This window comes from Exiguobacterium sp. SH0S7 (assembly GCF_004337195.1).
Taxonomy (GTDB): domain Bacteria; phylum Bacillota; class Bacilli; order Exiguobacteriales; family Exiguobacteriaceae; genus Exiguobacterium; species Exiguobacterium aurantiacum_A.
In genome coordinates this window covers 583,059-598,542 of sequence record NZ_SJVA01000002.1, presented here as the reverse complement: position 1 = coordinate 598,542, position 15,484 = coordinate 583,059, and the positions used below count along the sequence as shown (strand labels likewise).

17 protein-coding genes are annotated in these 15,484 nt (G+C 52.0%); 9 read left to right on the top strand and 8 right to left on the bottom strand.

Annotated elements, in window-relative coordinates:
• Nucleotides 1-86 precede the first annotated feature (86 nt).
• The 3 genes from EVJ22_RS06685 to EVJ22_RS06675 all read left to right on the top strand — a co-directional run bounded on the left by EVJ22_RS06685 (nt 87) and on the right by EVJ22_RS06675 (nt 3,346).
• Nucleotides 87-1,814 carry a phospho-sugar mutase gene (locus EVJ22_RS06685; protein WP_071399205.1) on the top strand — a complete coding sequence of 576 codons (1,728 nt, stop codon included), beginning with the start codon at nt 87-89 and terminating at the stop codon, nt 1,812-1,814.
• A 126-nt stretch (nt 1,815-1,940) separates the two neighbouring features.
• The gene (locus EVJ22_RS06680) at nt 1,941-2,699 is read left to right on the top strand and encodes a transporter substrate-binding domain-containing protein (protein WP_071399206.1); all 759 of its coding nucleotides are present in this window, start codon (nt 1,941-1,943) and stop codon (nt 2,697-2,699) included.
• The gene (locus EVJ22_RS06675) at nt 2,696-3,346 is read left to right on the top strand and encodes an amino acid ABC transporter permease (protein WP_016510211.1); all 651 of its coding nucleotides are present in this window, start codon (nt 2,696-2,698) and stop codon (nt 3,344-3,346) included. Before EVJ22_RS06680 ends, EVJ22_RS06675 begins: the two co-directional genes overlap by 4 nt.
• Nucleotides 3,347-3,388: 42 nt before the next feature.
• Here the strand turns inward: EVJ22_RS06675 and EVJ22_RS06670 are convergent, their stop codons facing one another.
• Nucleotides 3,389-4,489, bottom strand: coding sequence for an ABC transporter ATP-binding protein (locus EVJ22_RS06670; RefSeq protein ID WP_070327880.1), 1,101 nt, complete (start codon nt 4,487-4,489; stop codon nt 3,389-3,391).
• Between the two features lie 104 nt (nt 4,490-4,593).
• Entirely contained in the window at nt 4,594-5,445 is an 852-nt protein-coding gene (locus EVJ22_RS06665) for a PucR family transcriptional regulator (protein ID WP_071399207.1), read from the bottom strand.
• 75 nt (nt 5,446-5,520) lie between these two features.
• On the opposite strand from EVJ22_RS06665, the gene EVJ22_RS06660 reads away from it, so the two are divergent.
• From EVJ22_RS06660 to EVJ22_RS06645, 4 genes are all read left to right on the top strand, one after another.
• The gene (locus tag EVJ22_RS06660; RefSeq protein ID WP_071399235.1) at nt 5,521-6,612 is read left to right on the top strand and encodes a DUF445 domain-containing protein; all 1,092 of its coding nucleotides are present in this window, start codon (nt 5,521-5,523) and stop codon (nt 6,610-6,612) included.
• A 37-nt stretch (nt 6,613-6,649) separates the two neighbouring features.
• Entirely contained in the window at nt 6,650-7,021 is a 372-nt protein-coding gene (locus tag EVJ22_RS06655) for a YlbF/YmcA family competence regulator (protein WP_016510204.1), read from the top strand.
• Between the two features lie 130 nt (nt 7,022-7,151).
• Entirely contained in the window at nt 7,152-8,927 is a 1,776-nt protein-coding gene (locus tag EVJ22_RS06650; protein ID WP_233589628.1) for an SLC13 family permease, read from the top strand.
• Nucleotides 8,928-8,988: 61 nt separating this feature from the next.
• On the top strand, nt 8,989-9,465 hold the full coding sequence (locus EVJ22_RS06645; protein ID WP_071399209.1) for a hypothetical protein: 477 nt from the start codon (nt 8,989-8,991) through the stop codon (nt 9,463-9,465).
• A gap of 31 nt (nt 9,466-9,496) precedes the next feature.
• Here the strand turns inward: EVJ22_RS06645 and EVJ22_RS06640 are convergent, their stop codons facing one another.
• The 3 genes from EVJ22_RS06640 to EVJ22_RS06630 are packed head-to-tail and all read right to left on the bottom strand — an operon-like array spanning nt 9,497 to nt 11,819.
• Complete coding sequence (locus tag EVJ22_RS06640) at nt 9,497-9,709, bottom strand: YhzD family protein (RefSeq protein ID WP_233589627.1); 213 nt, start codon at nt 9,707-9,709, stop codon at nt 9,497-9,499.
• Nucleotides 9,710-9,755: 46 nt separating this feature from the next.
• On the bottom strand, nt 9,756-10,847 hold the full coding sequence (gene dinB / locus EVJ22_RS06635; RefSeq protein WP_233589626.1) for a DNA polymerase IV: 1,092 nt from the start codon (nt 10,845-10,847) through the stop codon (nt 9,756-9,758).
• Nucleotides 10,848-10,907: 60 nt separating this feature from the next.
• Nucleotides 10,908-11,819 (bottom strand): magnesium transporter CorA family protein, encoded by a 912-nt coding sequence (locus EVJ22_RS06630; protein ID WP_131443533.1) that lies wholly within the window; start codon nt 11,817-11,819, stop codon nt 10,908-10,910.
• Between the two features lie 83 nt (nt 11,820-11,902).
• Here EVJ22_RS06630 and EVJ22_RS06625 point away from each other — a divergent pair, with 83 nt between their 5' ends.
• Nucleotides 11,903-12,862: an HD domain-containing protein gene (locus EVJ22_RS06625; RefSeq protein WP_071399212.1), complete on the top strand. Its 960-nt coding sequence runs from the start codon at nt 11,903-11,905 to the stop codon at nt 12,860-12,862.
• A gap of 37 nt (nt 12,863-12,899) precedes the next feature.
• Here EVJ22_RS06625 and EVJ22_RS06620 read toward each other — a convergent pair whose 3' ends face one another.
• On the bottom strand, nt 12,900-13,898 hold the full coding sequence (locus tag EVJ22_RS06620) for a peptidylprolyl isomerase (protein WP_071399213.1): 999 nt from the start codon (nt 13,896-13,898) through the stop codon (nt 12,900-12,902).
• 142 nt (nt 13,899-14,040) lie between these two features.
• Here EVJ22_RS06620 and EVJ22_RS06615 point away from each other — a divergent pair, with 142 nt between their 5' ends.
• On the top strand, nt 14,041-14,385 hold the full coding sequence (locus tag EVJ22_RS06615) for a DUF1878 family protein (RefSeq protein WP_131443532.1): 345 nt from the start codon (nt 14,041-14,043) through the stop codon (nt 14,383-14,385).
• Here EVJ22_RS06615 and EVJ22_RS06610 read toward each other — a convergent pair.
• Both EVJ22_RS06610 and EVJ22_RS06605 read right to left on the bottom strand, forming a co-directional pair.
• Nucleotides 14,372-14,935: an HTH-type transcriptional regulator Hpr gene (locus EVJ22_RS06610; protein WP_071399215.1), complete on the bottom strand. Its 564-nt coding sequence runs from the start codon at nt 14,933-14,935 to the stop codon at nt 14,372-14,374. The two genes, EVJ22_RS06615 and EVJ22_RS06610, sit on opposite strands and share 14 nt — an antisense overlap.
• A gap of 60 nt (nt 14,936-14,995) precedes the next feature.
• Nucleotides 14,996-15,352, bottom strand: a complete 357-nt coding sequence (locus EVJ22_RS06605) for a hypothetical protein (protein ID WP_233589624.1) — start codon at nt 15,350-15,352, stop codon at nt 14,996-14,998.
• Nucleotides 15,353-15,484 lie beyond the last annotated feature (132 nt).

The window sequence follows — 15,484 nt, the reverse complement described above, 5'->3', positions numbered from 1 at the left end:
GAAGTTTCGTTACTCCCATCGTATACAAGATGGAACAAATTGGCGAGTACTTCGATTGAATTTGAACGTCGAAAGGGGAATTGACCATGGCATGGCAACAAACATATGAGCGTTGGAATCAATATGAGGAACTTGAACCTTATCTTCGGACCGAATTAGACGAGATGTCACAAAACGAGACGACACTCGAGGAGGCGTTTTATAAGACGCTTGAATTCGGGACGGGTGGTATGCGCGGTGAAATCGGACCAGGTGCCAATCGAATGAACGTCTATACGATTCGTAAAGCGGCGCAAGGATTTGCCGACTTTATTTCGGCGTCAGGCGAGGAAGCGAAACGGCACGGAGTCGTCATCGCCCATGATCCACGTCACTATTCACCTGAATTCGCGCTCGAGTCGGCACGGACGTTTGCATCGAACGGGATCAAGACTTACTTGTTCCCGAGCTTACGGGCAACGCCAGAACTGTCATTCGCCGTCAGACACCTAGGCGCGTTTGGAGGAGTCGTCATCACGGCGAGTCATAACCCGCCTGAATATAACGGCTTCAAAGTGTATGGCGCCGACGGCGGGCAATTACCGCCGGCCGAGGCGGACGAGCTCGTGTCTTACGTCAACGCGATCGAGGACGAGTTAAGCATCCCGGTCCAAGACGAAGCAACGCTCCGCGCCGACGGGACGCTCGTCAACGTCGATGCGTCTGTCGATGCGGCTTACATGGAAGCTCTTCAATCGATTCGAATCCATAAGGACGTCCAAGCAGACGCCCTCAAAATCGTCTTCTCGCCACTTCACGGGACGGGTCGCCGACCGGTCATGGAAGGGCTCAAGGCGTATGGGTTTGACCATGTCACGATCGTCGAAGAGCAAGCCGAACCTGACGGCGCTTTCCCGACGGTCAGTTCTCCGAACCCGGAAGAGCGGGCGGCGTTCAAGCTGGCGATGGAGTACGGTGACCGGGTTGATGCCGATTTGCTCATGGCGACCGACCCGGACGCTGACCGCGTCGGCTTCACCGTGCGTGACCGCGATGGGGAATGGTTCGTCTTGACCGGGAACCAGACCGGAGCGCTCTTGATGGACTACATCCTATCGCAAAAAGTCGAGACCGGCACGATGCCAGCGAACGGATTCGTCGCGAAAACAATCGTCACGTCCGAGCTCGGGGCGGCCATCGCTAAAGCGTATGGCGTGCATCTCGAAAACACGCTCACCGGCTTTAAATTCATCGGTGAGAAGATCAAACAGTACGAGGAGTCAGGCGAGTACGAGTTCTTGTTCGGCTACGAAGAGAGCTACGGCTATTTGATTGGTGACTTCTGCCGTGATAAAGACGCTGTCCAGGCGTGCGTGCTCGGCGCCGAGATGGCAGCTTTCCATAAGGAGCAGGGACGAACGTTGTATGACGCGCTCCAAGCGATTTATGAGAAGTATGGCTTTTATGAGGAATCGCTTCAATCGATGACGTTGAAAGGGAAAGCCGGGCTTGAACAGATCGGCCGGATGATGGAATCGTTCCGTGCCAACCCGCCGCAAGAAGTTGCCGGCTATGAAGTCGTCCGCTTCGAGGATTACAAGCTGCAAGTCGCGACCGACCTTCGTCAAAATACGACCGATGACATCGACTTGCCATCTTCGAACGTGCTCAAATTCGTCTTCGAGGACGGGTCGTGGTTCTGCCTCCGCCCGTCTGGCACAGAGCCGAAGATCAAGTTCTACTTCAGCGTTCACGCGGATAGTGCCGAGACGACGACGGCGAAACGTGAAGCGATTGAACGAGACGTTATGAAGCAAGCAAAAGCAATCGACTGACTAGTGTACCACCGCTCAACTGGGAGCGGTGGTTTTTGTTTGACTTCTTTTAACCTCGTCAGTATGATGAGTATATTGCTCAAAACCATGTAATCATATAAGGATTATCAGGAAGGCGGAAATCACATGAAAAAATCATTAACGGCAGTTCTCGCAATCGGCGCATCGTTCGGGGTGCTCGCAGCTTGCGGTACAGAGACGGACAGTGGATCTGAAGAAACAGTCATCACAGTCGGGACGGAAGCGACATACCCGCCATTCACATACAAAGATAAAGGTGAAATCACAGGGTATGACATCGACGTGTTGAACGAAGCGGCAGAGCGTGCCGGCTATACGGTCGAGTATGAGCCGATGGACTTCAAAGGACTTGTCCCGGCACTCGACGCGGAACGCATCGATATGATCGCGAACCAAATGAGTATCACACCGGAGCGTGAAGAGAAGTATGCGTTCTCGGATACGTACGCGGTATCAGGTGCACAAGTCATCGTCGCTTCAGATAACGAAGACATCCAAGGCATCGACGACCTTGACGGTAAAGTTGTCGGTTCGACACAAGGATCGGTTTACGCCCAGATGGCTGAAGAAGCTGGTGCTGAAGTGAAGTTCTATAAAGGCGCGAACCAAGTGCTGCAAGACCTTCAAGTCGGACGTCTCGACGCAGCACTCAACGACCGTCTCTTCATCTTGACGGAGCTCGAGAAGACAGGCTACGACGTGAAAGCGGTCGGTGACGTCTTCAACAAGAGCGAGGCGGGTTACATGACACGCCAAGACAGCGACGTGCTCGATCAGTTGAACGAGGCGCTTGCTGAAATGAAAGAAGACGGAACGATGGCTGAAATCGGTGATAAGTACTTCGGTGAGGACATCAGTCAATGAATGAACTGATCACGACCGTCATCGAGAACCGTTCGGCCTATATCGAAGCCGTACAATTGACGTTGATCGCCAGTATCCTGTCGATTATCCTCGCCTTGGTGCTCGGTCTGATCATCGCGTTACTTTACAGCAGTCCAATCAAAGTGTTGCGGTTGTTCACTCGGACGTATACCTCGTTCTTCCGGGGCACGCCACTGCTCTTGCAACTGCTCATCTTGTACGTCGGCTTGACCGGATTCGTCCAATTGAGTGGGATGCAGGCGCTCATCTTCGGATTGGGTCTGCACTTTGCGGCTTATATCTCGGAGGCGTTCCGGGCAGCCATCAATTCGGTCGATCGCGGACAAGTCGAGGCGAGTGTCGCCCTCGGGATTCCGCGGGCGAAGCGCTTTAAAGACATTATCTTCCCACAAGCGTTATCACGGGCCATCCCACCGGTGTCGAACTCGGTGATTGATATCATCAAGTCGACGTCGCTCGGGTCGGTCATCGCCGTGCAGGAGTTGACGTACGTCTCAGACCAGATTGCAGCGACGACCTATTTGGTCATGCCGCTCCTCTTGTTCTCGGCCTCGATCTATTGGATCTTGTCGACACTTATCCAAGCGGGGCAGCATCGGCTCGAACGTCGCTATGCGACCCGCTAAACGAAAAATCCCCTCGATTCCAAGAATCGAGGGGATTTTGTATTAACGGATGACGAGCTCTGTCTCAGAGTCGAAGAAGTGTGCTTTCGTCATGTCGAGCGCGAGTTCTACGTCGTCACCCATGCGGATGTTCGAGCGGCCGTCGATGCGGGCCGTGAACTGGTGTCCACCGAGCTCGGCGTAAAGGTAAGACTCGGCACCCATGAGTTCAGATACATCGATGTGTGTTTGGAACGTGTGTGTCGTCGGAGAGTCGATGTAGATCGGCTCATCGTGGATCGATTCTGGACGAATCCCGAGGATGAGCTCTTTACCGATGTAACCACGGTCGCGAAGACCTTTCATCTTGCCTTCAGGCACGTTGATTTCTTCGCCGTTCACGACGAACTTGCCGTCTGCGAGTGTTCCGCGGAAGAAGTTCATCGAAGGCGAACCGATGAAGCCGGCAACGAAGATGTTATCTGGGTTGTCGTATACTTCTTTCGGTGAACCAACTTGTTGGATGATCCCGTCTTTCATGATGACGATACGAGTCGCGAGTGTCATCGCTTCTGTTTGGTCATGGGTAACGTAGATCGTCGTCGTATCGAGACGGTTGTGCAACTGGATGATCTCTTTACGCATTTGTACGCGAAGTTTTGCATCCAAGTTTGAGAGCGGCTCATCCATCAAGAACACTTTTGCATCACGGACGATGGCACGACCGATGGCGACACGTTGGCGCTGACCACCTGAGAGTGCCTTCGGTTTACGTTGGAGGTATTCTTCAAGTCCGAGGATACGAGCCGCATCTTGGACGCGACGGTCGATCTCTTCTTTCGGGAACTTCCGAAGCTTCAAACCGAATGCCATGTTGTCATAGACGCTCATGTGCGGGTAGAGGGCATAGTTTTGGAAGACCATCGCGATGTCGCGGTCTTTCGGCGCCACGTCGTTCATGCGTTTGCCGTCGATGATGAAGTCGCCGCTCGAGATTTCTTCGAGTCCTGCGATCATGCGAAGTGTTGTCGATTTACCGCAACCAGACGGTCCGACGAAAACGATGAACTCCCGGTCTTTAATGTGCAAGTTGAAGTCGCTGACGGCTTTCCCGTCACCACCGTCGTATATTTTATCAATATGATTCAATTGAATTTCTGCCATTGTCGTTAGCCTCCTGAGAATGTGTTCTTGTATAATAGCGCTTACAAGATTGATTATACGATGAAACCGCTTGCACGAGATATGTACACGTTGCACAAAAACAGTTACTCAGATTTGTGCAACGTGACAATCAGTTGGAGTAAACTCGCATCATAAAACTGACGAGCGTCATATCCTGTCAGTTCATAGAGCCGATCGAGCCGGTAATTGAGCGTGTTCCGATGCATGAACAGCGCCTTCGCCGTATGGGACACGTTCAGCGAGTTTGCGAACAGCGCCTCTAACAATTCGACGCTCGTCTTATCGAGTATCGAATACGCCGCCTCGGTCAATTGGAGACGTGTGGCAAAAGTCTCATGGTCTTGTAGCAAGTAATGGTATAATAATTGACTAGCAGGGTAAGTTTTAGTAGGGAGTTTCGCGAACGGGCGCAACGTCATGTGTTGATGGTAAAGCGTCCCCAACACACCGAGCGGCCGCTCACTAAAGATGACGTGCGCTTCGACGTAGCAGTCGCTCGCGCCGGCACGCAATACATCCTCGAAATCAGACAAGTCGACGAGTTGGTTCATCTCAATGATTTCAACGTGATGTCGCGTCATGACGACAATCTCCGCTTCTGGCATGAAGTCGTGTAATATCTCTAAAAATTGCTCGAGCGATTCCCTCTCTTGATAGTGGAGCGATAGCGACAACAGACGGAACGGTTGCGCGATCCGATATGAATCGGTGAGCAGGCGGTTTTGCCATTTTTCTTGACGGGGGTCGGCGGTCGTCAAAAACGGTGTCGCCGACCATTCGAGCAGTTGCCGTTCACGCTCGTTCAACTCGCTTTTTGGCAAGCCGAACACGGTCCCGTCATGTGCTTGATACCAAGCATAGTCTCCGGATGCGTCTTCCGACCGATGGACAACGGTCGGGAAAATCGATTTAATACGATCAAACGTAGTCAACACAATCACCTCTTCAACAATGTATCATATTTCAGAACGGGGGCAGGCAGTTTGGATAGTCTACTAAAAATATTCATCATGATCGCCATTGGGGCGACAATCGGGGGAGTGACGAACTTCCTCGCCATCAAAATGTTATTTCGGCCCCACGAGCCAAAGTACATCGGAAAAGTCCGAGTACCGTTCACACCGGGGTTGATTCCGAAACGCCGCGACGAATTGGCGACGAGTCTCGGCAAGACGGTCGTGAAACACTTGTTGACGCCTGAAGGGATGCGGAAGCGCCTGCTCGACGAACAAGTGAGCGGCCACATCACCTATTTCGTCCAAGAGGAAGTCCGGACGATGCTCCGTTCGGACAAGACGATCCGTACACTAGTCGAACCGCTTTATCCGGACGCCGAGTCGCGTGTGTTGACGGAAGCGGACACGAAACTCCGTCAAGAGCTCCGGCTCGTACTTGCTGACGTCAAGTCACGCAAGCTGTACGAACTGCTCGGTGAGGACGGGATGGACCGTGTCCGTGACGTGATCCCGGAAATCGTCGATGCGATGCTCGTCAAATCAGAAGAGTATTTCTATTCGGCGGAAGGAGAGGCTCAGCTGCGGTATATGGTCGACTCGTTCGTCCAACGCCGGCTCGGGTTTATCGCCGGGTTCATTCAAAATATGAACTTCGTCGAGATGATTCGCCCGGAGATTGTCAACATTTTACGTGGCGGGTCGACTCGGTCTGGAATGGCGACGATGATCACGCGCGAGTTCGAACGGTTCAGTGAGCGTACGGTCGACACACTCTTAGATGAGCGATTAGAAGACCGATTGATCGATGGGGTGACGACAGAAGTCATCACCCGTCTCCCGATCGGCGAATTGCTCGACCGGACCGTCTATTCGTATACACGAGACGTCGAGACGCGCATCGTCGACGATCTCGTCCCGAACGGGGTTCAGCTCGTCATCGAGCGGTTCACCAATCAAATGGAGACGGTGATGGACCGTCTGAAAATCGATCAAATCGTGCAAGAGCAAGTCCAATCGCTCGATACGTCGTACCTCGAGGAGATCGTCTTATCGATCTCGAAACGGGAGTTCCGGGCAATAACATGGCTTGGGGCGCTGTTAGGTGGTATGATTGGTTTGATTCAAGGGTTGATTGCCATCGTTTGATCGGCCACGGCCCTAATAGTATTTAGGAGGACGTCACATGTCACAAACAAACTTGTACGATCATGCTAACCAATTGGAAAAAGCACTTCGCGAATCTGAGGAGTTCACAAATCTCTCTTCATTATACGATCGTGTCAATGCGGATGCAGAAGCGAACCAGTTGTTCGCTGACTTCCGTGATATCCAAATGACGCTTCAGCAAAAGCAAATGCAAGGCGAAGAAATCTCAGAACAAGAGATGATGGATGCTCAAACGAAAATGATGAGCGTTCAACAGAACGAATTGATCATGGAGCTCATGCAAGAAGAGCAACGCATGCATCAACTGGTCACAGAAGTGACAAAAATTATCATGAAACCACTTGAAGAGCTATACGCTCCGATGGTTAATGAAAACGAAGTTCAATAACACCTGTGCGGATGGCTTTCGAGCCATCCGTTTTTTTTGTTGACCGACTTGTCAAATTCATTATGATAGCGCTTACATATTATGGGGTATAATAACCTTGTACATCAATTCACAAGAGAGGGTGGACGTCATGGTCACCTTGTTCATATTAGCGGTCATGATCATCTTTTTCATCGGGGGCTGGTTGCGGGCCGATCTCGTCGCACTCGTCGGGCTAGTCGCGCTCGTATTGACACAGCAACTGTCGCCTGTCGAAGCGATGGCGGGTTTCTCGAATCCGGTCGTCTTGATGATCGCCGGACTATTCATCGTCGGAGCGGGCCTGTTTCATACAGGGCTCGCCGAACGGCTTGGCGCTGGGCTCATTCCTTATGCGAAAGGGAGTGAGGTGCGTCTATTTCTCGTTCTGATGGTCACCGTGACGTTTCTATCGAGTCTCATGTCGAACACGGGGACGGTCGCGCTCTTGATCCCGGTCGTTCTCGCCATGTCGAGACAAACGGGTACGAATCCGGCAAAACTGTTAATGCCGCTCGCGTTCTTTTCAAGCATCGGCGGGACGATGACACTCATCGGGACCCCACCGAACCTTGTCGCCGCCGAGGCGCTCCGTGGTGCCTCAGTCGGAACGCTCGGTTTCTTCTCGCTACTGCCGATCGGGTTCGCCGCCGCCGTCGTCGGGCTGCTCTACTTTTATGTCATCGGGAACCGGTTGCTCGATGCGGGCGAGGTTCGTTCGGTCGTCGTCGCCCGTCTGCCGATGCCCGAGTTGAACATCTACGCGCTCACGCTCACGAAAGGTCATCCGCTCGTCGGGAAAACACTCCGAGATGTGAAGTGGTCACGTGACGGTTTGATCGTCCTCGGTGAAAAGCGAAAAGGGATCGCGCATCGACTCGTCACGGCCCGAGCCGATACGGTGCTCTATGAGGGACGTGTCCTCGTTAGCGGCGCAGAAGCGGATGTTCGACGCGTCGCCCGTCAAGAAGGGGTGGTCGTTGAACCGATGGAGCTGAAAGATGTCTACGGGAAAGAGTCAGGCGTCGCTATTTTCACCGTCCCGTCTGATAGCCCGCTCATCGGTCACTGTCTCTCGGAGAGTCGGTTGCGGAATGACTACCGCTTGAACGTGCTTCAAGTCATCCGCCCGAACGAAGAAATTGCGATGACACGGTTGAAAGATGTCCCGTTAGAGCGAGGCGATATGCTCGTGGCCCAAGGCGAGTGGGGCGATTTAGAAAAAGCGGGTGACGAGACACACTTGTTGCTCGCGAACGAGCGCGTGACCGATGTCGCCAACCGAGCTGTGTCCGAGCGCCATCAACTCGCGGCCGGTCTCATCATGCTCGTCATGATCGTGCTCCTCGTCTTCGAATGGGTCGACCCGACCGTTGCCGTTTGGCTCGCGGCCATCGCGATGGTGCTGACGGGAGCGGTCCGGCATATGGACGTTGCCTACGAGTCGGTCCAATGGTCGTCGCTCCTGTTGATCGCCGCCATGATTCCAGTCGGGACCGCACTTGAAAATGCGGGTGTCATGACCTGGCTCGTCACATGGATCAGTGAGTCGTTCGGACGTGCTGGTCCGGTCTGGGTGCTTGTCGCCATCTTCGTCGCAACGATGGTGCTCAGTCAAATCATCTCCAATACGGCGACGGCCGTCTTGTTCGCACCGCTCGCCTTATCGCTCGCCGCGTCACTTGAAGTCAGTCCGGTGCCGCTCGTCGTCGCCGTCGCGGTTGCGGCATCACTCGCGTTTATGACGCCGTTCGGCTCACCGACGAACGCTATGGTGTTCAGTATCGGCGGCTATCGCTTTTTCAATTTCGTTAAAGTTGGTTTGCCGCTACAATTGATTGTCGCGGTCGTCGCGATTTTTTCGATTTTATCTCTCTTCCCATTCTGAAAGAGGAAATTTTTGTTAGTTGACGAATAAGTTATCAACAATGAACTGATGAGGTGGACAGATGATGTGGAAACGAATCGGCATCTTGTTGGCGGTCGTCTTGCTCGCGGCCTGTTCAGATGCGAGTGGGAAGCCGGAGCCGACGCTAGGGGCGGACGCCAAAATGGCCGAAGCGTATTTAGAAGAGCAAGGTTATGAGCTTGTCTCTTATAAAGGGAATCGGACGTCGAGCTTTGAGAAATCGGATTTGCTTGAGCTGCTGACTCGTAGTACGTGGGAAGTCCAGACGACGCCTCCGGATGAATACATCGGACGCAACATTCGGCAAGAGCATTTTATCGTCCGCAACCATCCGCTCGGTCAGGCGAACGTCTTTGTGATGATGGTGGACGGTGAAATCATCGGCGGTACGTCGTTCCCGGATTCGGCCGAGCCGCTCGTCGGCAGTTCGTATTCGCTAGACGGCAAAACGTCGGAAGAGCTACATCCCGATTATTGGACGTGGCGCGAACAATGGGAGACTAAATATAGCGAATAAACAAGCGCCTCGGGTTCCCGGGGCGCTTCTGTTATGAGGCCGTGCCTTTTAGTTTTCCAGGAAGTTTGCACCGTTCGAAATAGATGAGTTGCCCTTGGCGGACGATGCGCGCTCCTTTATGGTCGTGACCGGCCTCATGGAGCATCGCTAGCCCTGTCGCTTTTCCTTCTTCGTCGTTCGTTGCCTCGAATGAATCATTAAGTAAAATCGTGCCGTCATTCTCGAACGCAGTGACTGTGTACATGTTCAAACGGATCCCCCCCTTTCTTTCCATTGTACTGAATCACCATTCATTCTTCAAGCGATGGTTTCGTTAGTTCGTCGAACGTGAGCTGACGGGCCGTCTCCGTTCGGGGAATCAAATCGGAGACGGTCATGCCGATTAGACGGACCGGCTCGTTGATTGACATCTCGTCGAACAAGCGTCGGGAAAGCCGTTTGATCTCATCATGGTCATGGGTCGGATGGTTCAGCTTGATCTGGTGACTGCGTGCTTGAAACTCGCTCGTTTTGATTTTGATCGTCACGGTTTGACAACTCAATTCACGGCGGTCGAGCTGCTGCAACACGTCTTCGATCTCAGGGATGACGCGCTCATACACTTCCTCCGGGTCGTCGAGGTCAAAGGCGAACGTCGTCTCCGAGCCGATCGACTTGCGTTCACGGGTCGGGACGACGGGACGGCTGTCACGTCCGTGTGCGAGTTCGTATAACTGGACACCACGGTCATGGCCGAGGATGGCCTTCAACTGTTCAGGTCGCGATTGCTGGATGTCGGCAATCGTTTCAAAGCCATGTTTGAAGAGGATTTGAGCAGTCACTTTCCCGACACCGTGCATCGCCGTGATTGACAGCGGGGCGAGGAACGACTCGACTTCGTCCGCGGCGACGATAGTGAGGCCGTTCGGTTTGTCGAACCCGGAGGCGATTTTGGCGACGAACTTGGACGGAGCGACTCCGGCGGAAGCGGTCAGTCCGGTCCGGCGTTTGATCTCACCAAGAATGTAGCGCGCCACGTAAGGAGCCGACGTGCTCATGAGTGAGTTCTCGGTGACGTCGAGGTACGCTTCATCGAGCGATAGCGGCTCGACAAATGGCGTCACGGACTTGAAGATCTCCATCACGTCTTGGCTCACTTGCCGATACGCCTGAAAGCGCGGCTTGACGAACGTCGCTTGCGGGCACAGGGCGAACGCCCGGCGTGACGACATGGCGCTATGCACGCCGTATTTCCTCGCCTCATACGAACAGGTGGCGACCACTCCACGGCTGTGGGGGGCGCCACCGACGACGACGGGCTTATTTCGCAAATGAGGGCGGTCTCGTTGTTCGACGGATGCATAGAACGCATCCATATCGACATGTATGATTAAACGTTCCATCGGCATCTCCTTTCTGTTTCAATCGACTCCTTTCATTATAGCGAACTTTTGTTCGTTTTTTTACTGTTTTGTTCTCTTCCTCTGTTTTTCCATTTGTTTTTGGTTACGGATTTGATTCGGGAATTGTAACAGAGAACCAATCCAATTTTTTTGTTTTAACCAAGCGTAAACTAAGCCCGTGAAGAGAACAATCATGACCCAAGCGAATAGATAGCCGAGCGGCCATTCGAGTTCTGGCATCTGTTTAAAGTTCATGCCCCAGACGGCACCGAAGGCGACGACCGGTGTCGTCAGCGCCGTGAAGACGGTCAACGCCTTCATGATCTCGTTGCCACGGAAATTTGACAGCGTCGAGGCGAGGTCGGTCAAGGCGATGACATCGCCTTGGTAGTGTTCGATCAACGTCAACAGCCGGTCGACACGGTACTCAGCAAGGCGATAAGACTTCAGCTCATTCAACTCTATGTCGAGGAACGCCTCTCGTCCCGCCATCAGTAGCTCGCGGTACGGGACGACGGTATCTGACCAGCGTTCAATCTCGCTCCGCAGCCAAAATATTTCGTTCATGAACTCAGGCGGAACTTGACCGCTCATTTGACGCTGTGCCATCATCAGACGTTCCTCGTATTCATCGATCCCGTGGAAATAATAATCCATCTTTTCGGCGAGCAGGTCATAGAACGCTTCAATCGGTGTGTCATATTGTTTCGCTGCGACGCTATCGCAATACAGATCATCAAACCCGATCGTCCATAAAAAGTCACGCGTCACGAAGTAATGACCGATTTTCTGCGGTTCGCGTTCGAGCTGCTCATAGTCGAGCGTAAGCGAACCGTACATGTAGTCCTGCTCGACGATGATTTTCGTCACTTTGGCCGTTGTCAGTTGTTCGAGCCAATACGTGTATGCTTCCATATAGTAGTCGTCAACGTGTACGATTTCCTCAGGTCGTGTGTACCAAGTCCAGTTCATCTTGTATTCCCCCAATTTTCTTCTCTCCTCAAGTATTCCCGGTTTACTGAGAAAGTTGGCATCTAAGGCGAACTTTCGTTAAGATGGAAGTACTGACAAGAAGAGAGGTGCTTTCATTGACGACTAAAATCGGTCAGCTCAAAGTGGGCGACACGTTAAACCAATATGTAATGATCAAACAATCATATCGAGGGCTCGCCGGGAACGGGAAGCCTTATCTGACGCTCGTTTTATGCGATGAGAGCGGCGAAATCGAGACGAAGGTGTGGGATAGCGCCGATACAGAGAAGTACGGGACGAAAAAGATTGTCCACGCCTCAGGAGAAGTCATGGACTATCGGGGCCGGACGCAACTCAAACTGAAGCAGATCTCGATTATCGAAGGGGAGACGGACATCGCCCCGTACGTCCGCTCTGCGCCGATTCCGAGGTCGGAGCTCGAGACGACGATCCGGGCGTATATCGACGCAATCAGTCACGAGGGTATGCGGGAACTCGTGACGACGATTGTCGACCGAAACGAAGAGACGTATTTCACGTATCCGGCGGCGGTGCGTCATCATCATGCGGTCTATTCAGGTCTCGCGTTCCATGTCATGTCGATGCTCAAGCTTGCTGGAACGATGTGTGACTTGTATCCACAGTTGAACCGTGACTTGCTCGTCTCAGGTGTCGTCTTGCACGATTTGGCGAAAGTCATCGAGCTGTCGGACGCGATCACTCCGGAATATACGCTCGAAGGCAAGCTGCTCGGTCACTTGTCGCTCATGTCGTCCGAGATTGAAGTCGTAGCCCGCGAGCTCGGGACCGACCGCGAAGTCACGACGTTGTTACAACATCTCGTCTTGAGTCATCACGGGAAGCCGGAGTGGGGCTCGGCAAACGCGCCGCAACTTCCGGAAGCGGAGATGCTGTTCTTCATCGACAACATCGATGCCCGGATGAACATGTTCGATAAGGCGTTCGAAGGTGTTGAGCCAGGAACGTTCACAGAACGGGTCATGGCGCTTGATAACCGGGCGTTTTACAAACCGAAATTATAAGAAAAGGCAGGCATCCCGCGGGACGCCTGCCTGTTGCTTATTGTTCTGTCGACTCTTCGGCCGGTGCTTCTTCTGACGTTCCTTCTTCTTCCGCTTTGAGTGCGTCTTTTACTGCGTCGAACTGTGTTGAGGCTTTCGCGTCTTTCACGTCAACGTTGTATTTTTCAATCAACTCAGCGTAGATTTTGTTGGCGTCGACTGAAGCTGCCTTTTCAGTTGCCACTTCTTCACGGATGCGGTCTTTCTCATCTTCGAGTTTGAGATCTTTCTCTTTACGGTCAACGACTTTGATGACGTGGAATCCGTATTGTGATTGGATCGGCTCTGAGACTTTACCGACGACATCTTCTTGGAACGCGTAGTTTTCGAATTCAGGAACCATGGCGCCGAGTGAGAAGTAACCGAGGTCACCGCCTTTTTCACCAGAACCGTCTGTCGATTTTTCTTTCGCGACGTCTGCGAAATCAGCGCCATCGTTGATTTCTTTGATGATCGCTTGCGCTTCTTCTTCCGTCTCGACGAGGATGTGGCTCGCCTTGACTTCAACGTTCTCTTTGGCGAATTGAGCTTCAATTTCTTCGTCCGTCACGTCGACGAGTTCAGACTTCGCAGCATCGACGAGCATCTGGCCGCGGAGCGCCTCTTTGAACTCATCCGTGTCTGTCATGCCAGCCTGTTGGATCGCTTGTTCGAACTCTTCTTTCGAGTTGAACTGCTCTTCCGTCTTGCTGAACTCTTCGTCGACTTTTTCTTGCTCGACTTTGTCGCCATACTCTTTTTCGAGAAGTGCGTTCATCGTTTCTTGGAAAGCGAGTTGTGGGACCATACGGTCGTAGCTCATGTTCGCGATTTCACCGCGCGTGATTTCGCCACCTTCGAAAGAGACAACAGTTGAGTTGTCAGAAGATCCGCCGCTCGTTGCAGCGTACGTTCCACCTGCACCGATGAGAAGCGCGATTGCCGATGCGCCGACAAGGGCACCAGTTGAAAACTTTTTGTTTTGTTTGTTTGGTTCATTCGTCATTCCGTTTGACATATATTCCACCCCTAAAAATCTATAAGTTTCTATGTTCGACTATACCACATTTTGTTAATGATGACAGCTGTTCGGTTACCTGTGTAGTATCATAGCACAGAAACGTATCGTATAATGATGAAAGAGAATGTGAAATGATGGGGTGGGAAACGTGTCGTTAGAAGAGAAAGTTAATCAGTTGTCTTTTCAGATGGAGCTGTTGCTCGGACTAGTCGATTGGTCGAGCCGGCCATTTGAATATGAAGTCATCAAAGCAAACTTGACGAAAGAAGAAGTTGCGGACTTCTATCGCTTGCTCGACGAGATTCGCCATCAACAAAACGAGCAAAGGCGTTACGGCTTGTCGTCCGTAGAGCCTTTGCTCGTCAGTTTCGTAGGGATGTTGCATCCGTCGTTAGACCCTGGAGTCACCTTGGCGGCGTGCGTCAAACAAGGGATTGCTCTCGAAGTTACAGAGCCCCTGTATGCACACGTCAAGCTTCTTTAGTCACTTCGTCATCCTCGGGACGACGTCCGGCCTCTTCAGAAATCATTTTTGATGTTTCAGCGAAGATGTCCATAAAGTTATCGCCGTAAAGGCGGCGGACGATGGCCGTGATGTCCGTCAAGTCTGGGAACTTCCCATATAACTCCTGTAACGGGAGCGAGGCACGGAACACACCGTTCTCTTCAGGATCGAACGCATGAATCGTTTCGAGCAAGAGCGCTTCGCCTTCAGGTGTCAACTGTACATAAGTATTACGTTTGTCCGTTTCTTTTTTAGAGAACGTGAGGAGACCACGATCTTCTAATTTTTTCGAAAAGTTGAACGCGGTCGATACGTGCATCACGCCATATTTCGCAATCTCAGAGATTGAGGCGCCACCGAGCGCGTGGGCGATCCATAAAATATGATGCTCGTTTATGTTCAAATCGAAAGGCTTGATCCAGTTCTGCCAGTCTTTTTCGACCGTCTTCCACAATGCTTTACTGAGCTGAATGATTTTATGGCTATAGAGCATGGCCTCAGGGCCAGAGAATTCTTTTTCATGTTCCATCTCAATTCATCCTTTCCGGATACAAAGTGACTAAAACGACGGACGATGCCTAAAGACCGGTCAGTCGGTCTTCTTCGCTTTCGCTTCGGTCATATCTGACTGTACGTTTGAAAGCTCGTTTAGGTTTCCTTGGATCTGCTCGATTGAAGGCTGAATGTCTTGTTGATAGCGTTCGACCTCGGCTTTCACTTGATCCGTCAATTCTTTGCCTTGTAACTTACCAGCCGCCACCACTTGTGAAGCATCTTTGGCAACTTTTTGGAATTGTTCTTTCAACGTAGTGATTGTAGACGCCCGATGCTGATTCGATGCGGCATCGTTGGCTGTTCCACGAGCAATCTTTTTCACTGTCGCTACGCCTAAAAACGCTACGACAAAGCCAAAAGCAACCCACTCGCGACGATTGTGACTCGACAATACATTCCCCTCCTCAAGCACGATAATGCTAGAATACATTCTTTTCATATTATTTTACCAAAAAAGAGAGATTAAAAACCTATATCTCAAATAAAATTTTTCAGAACATTCAATTTTGACCGAAAAATCATT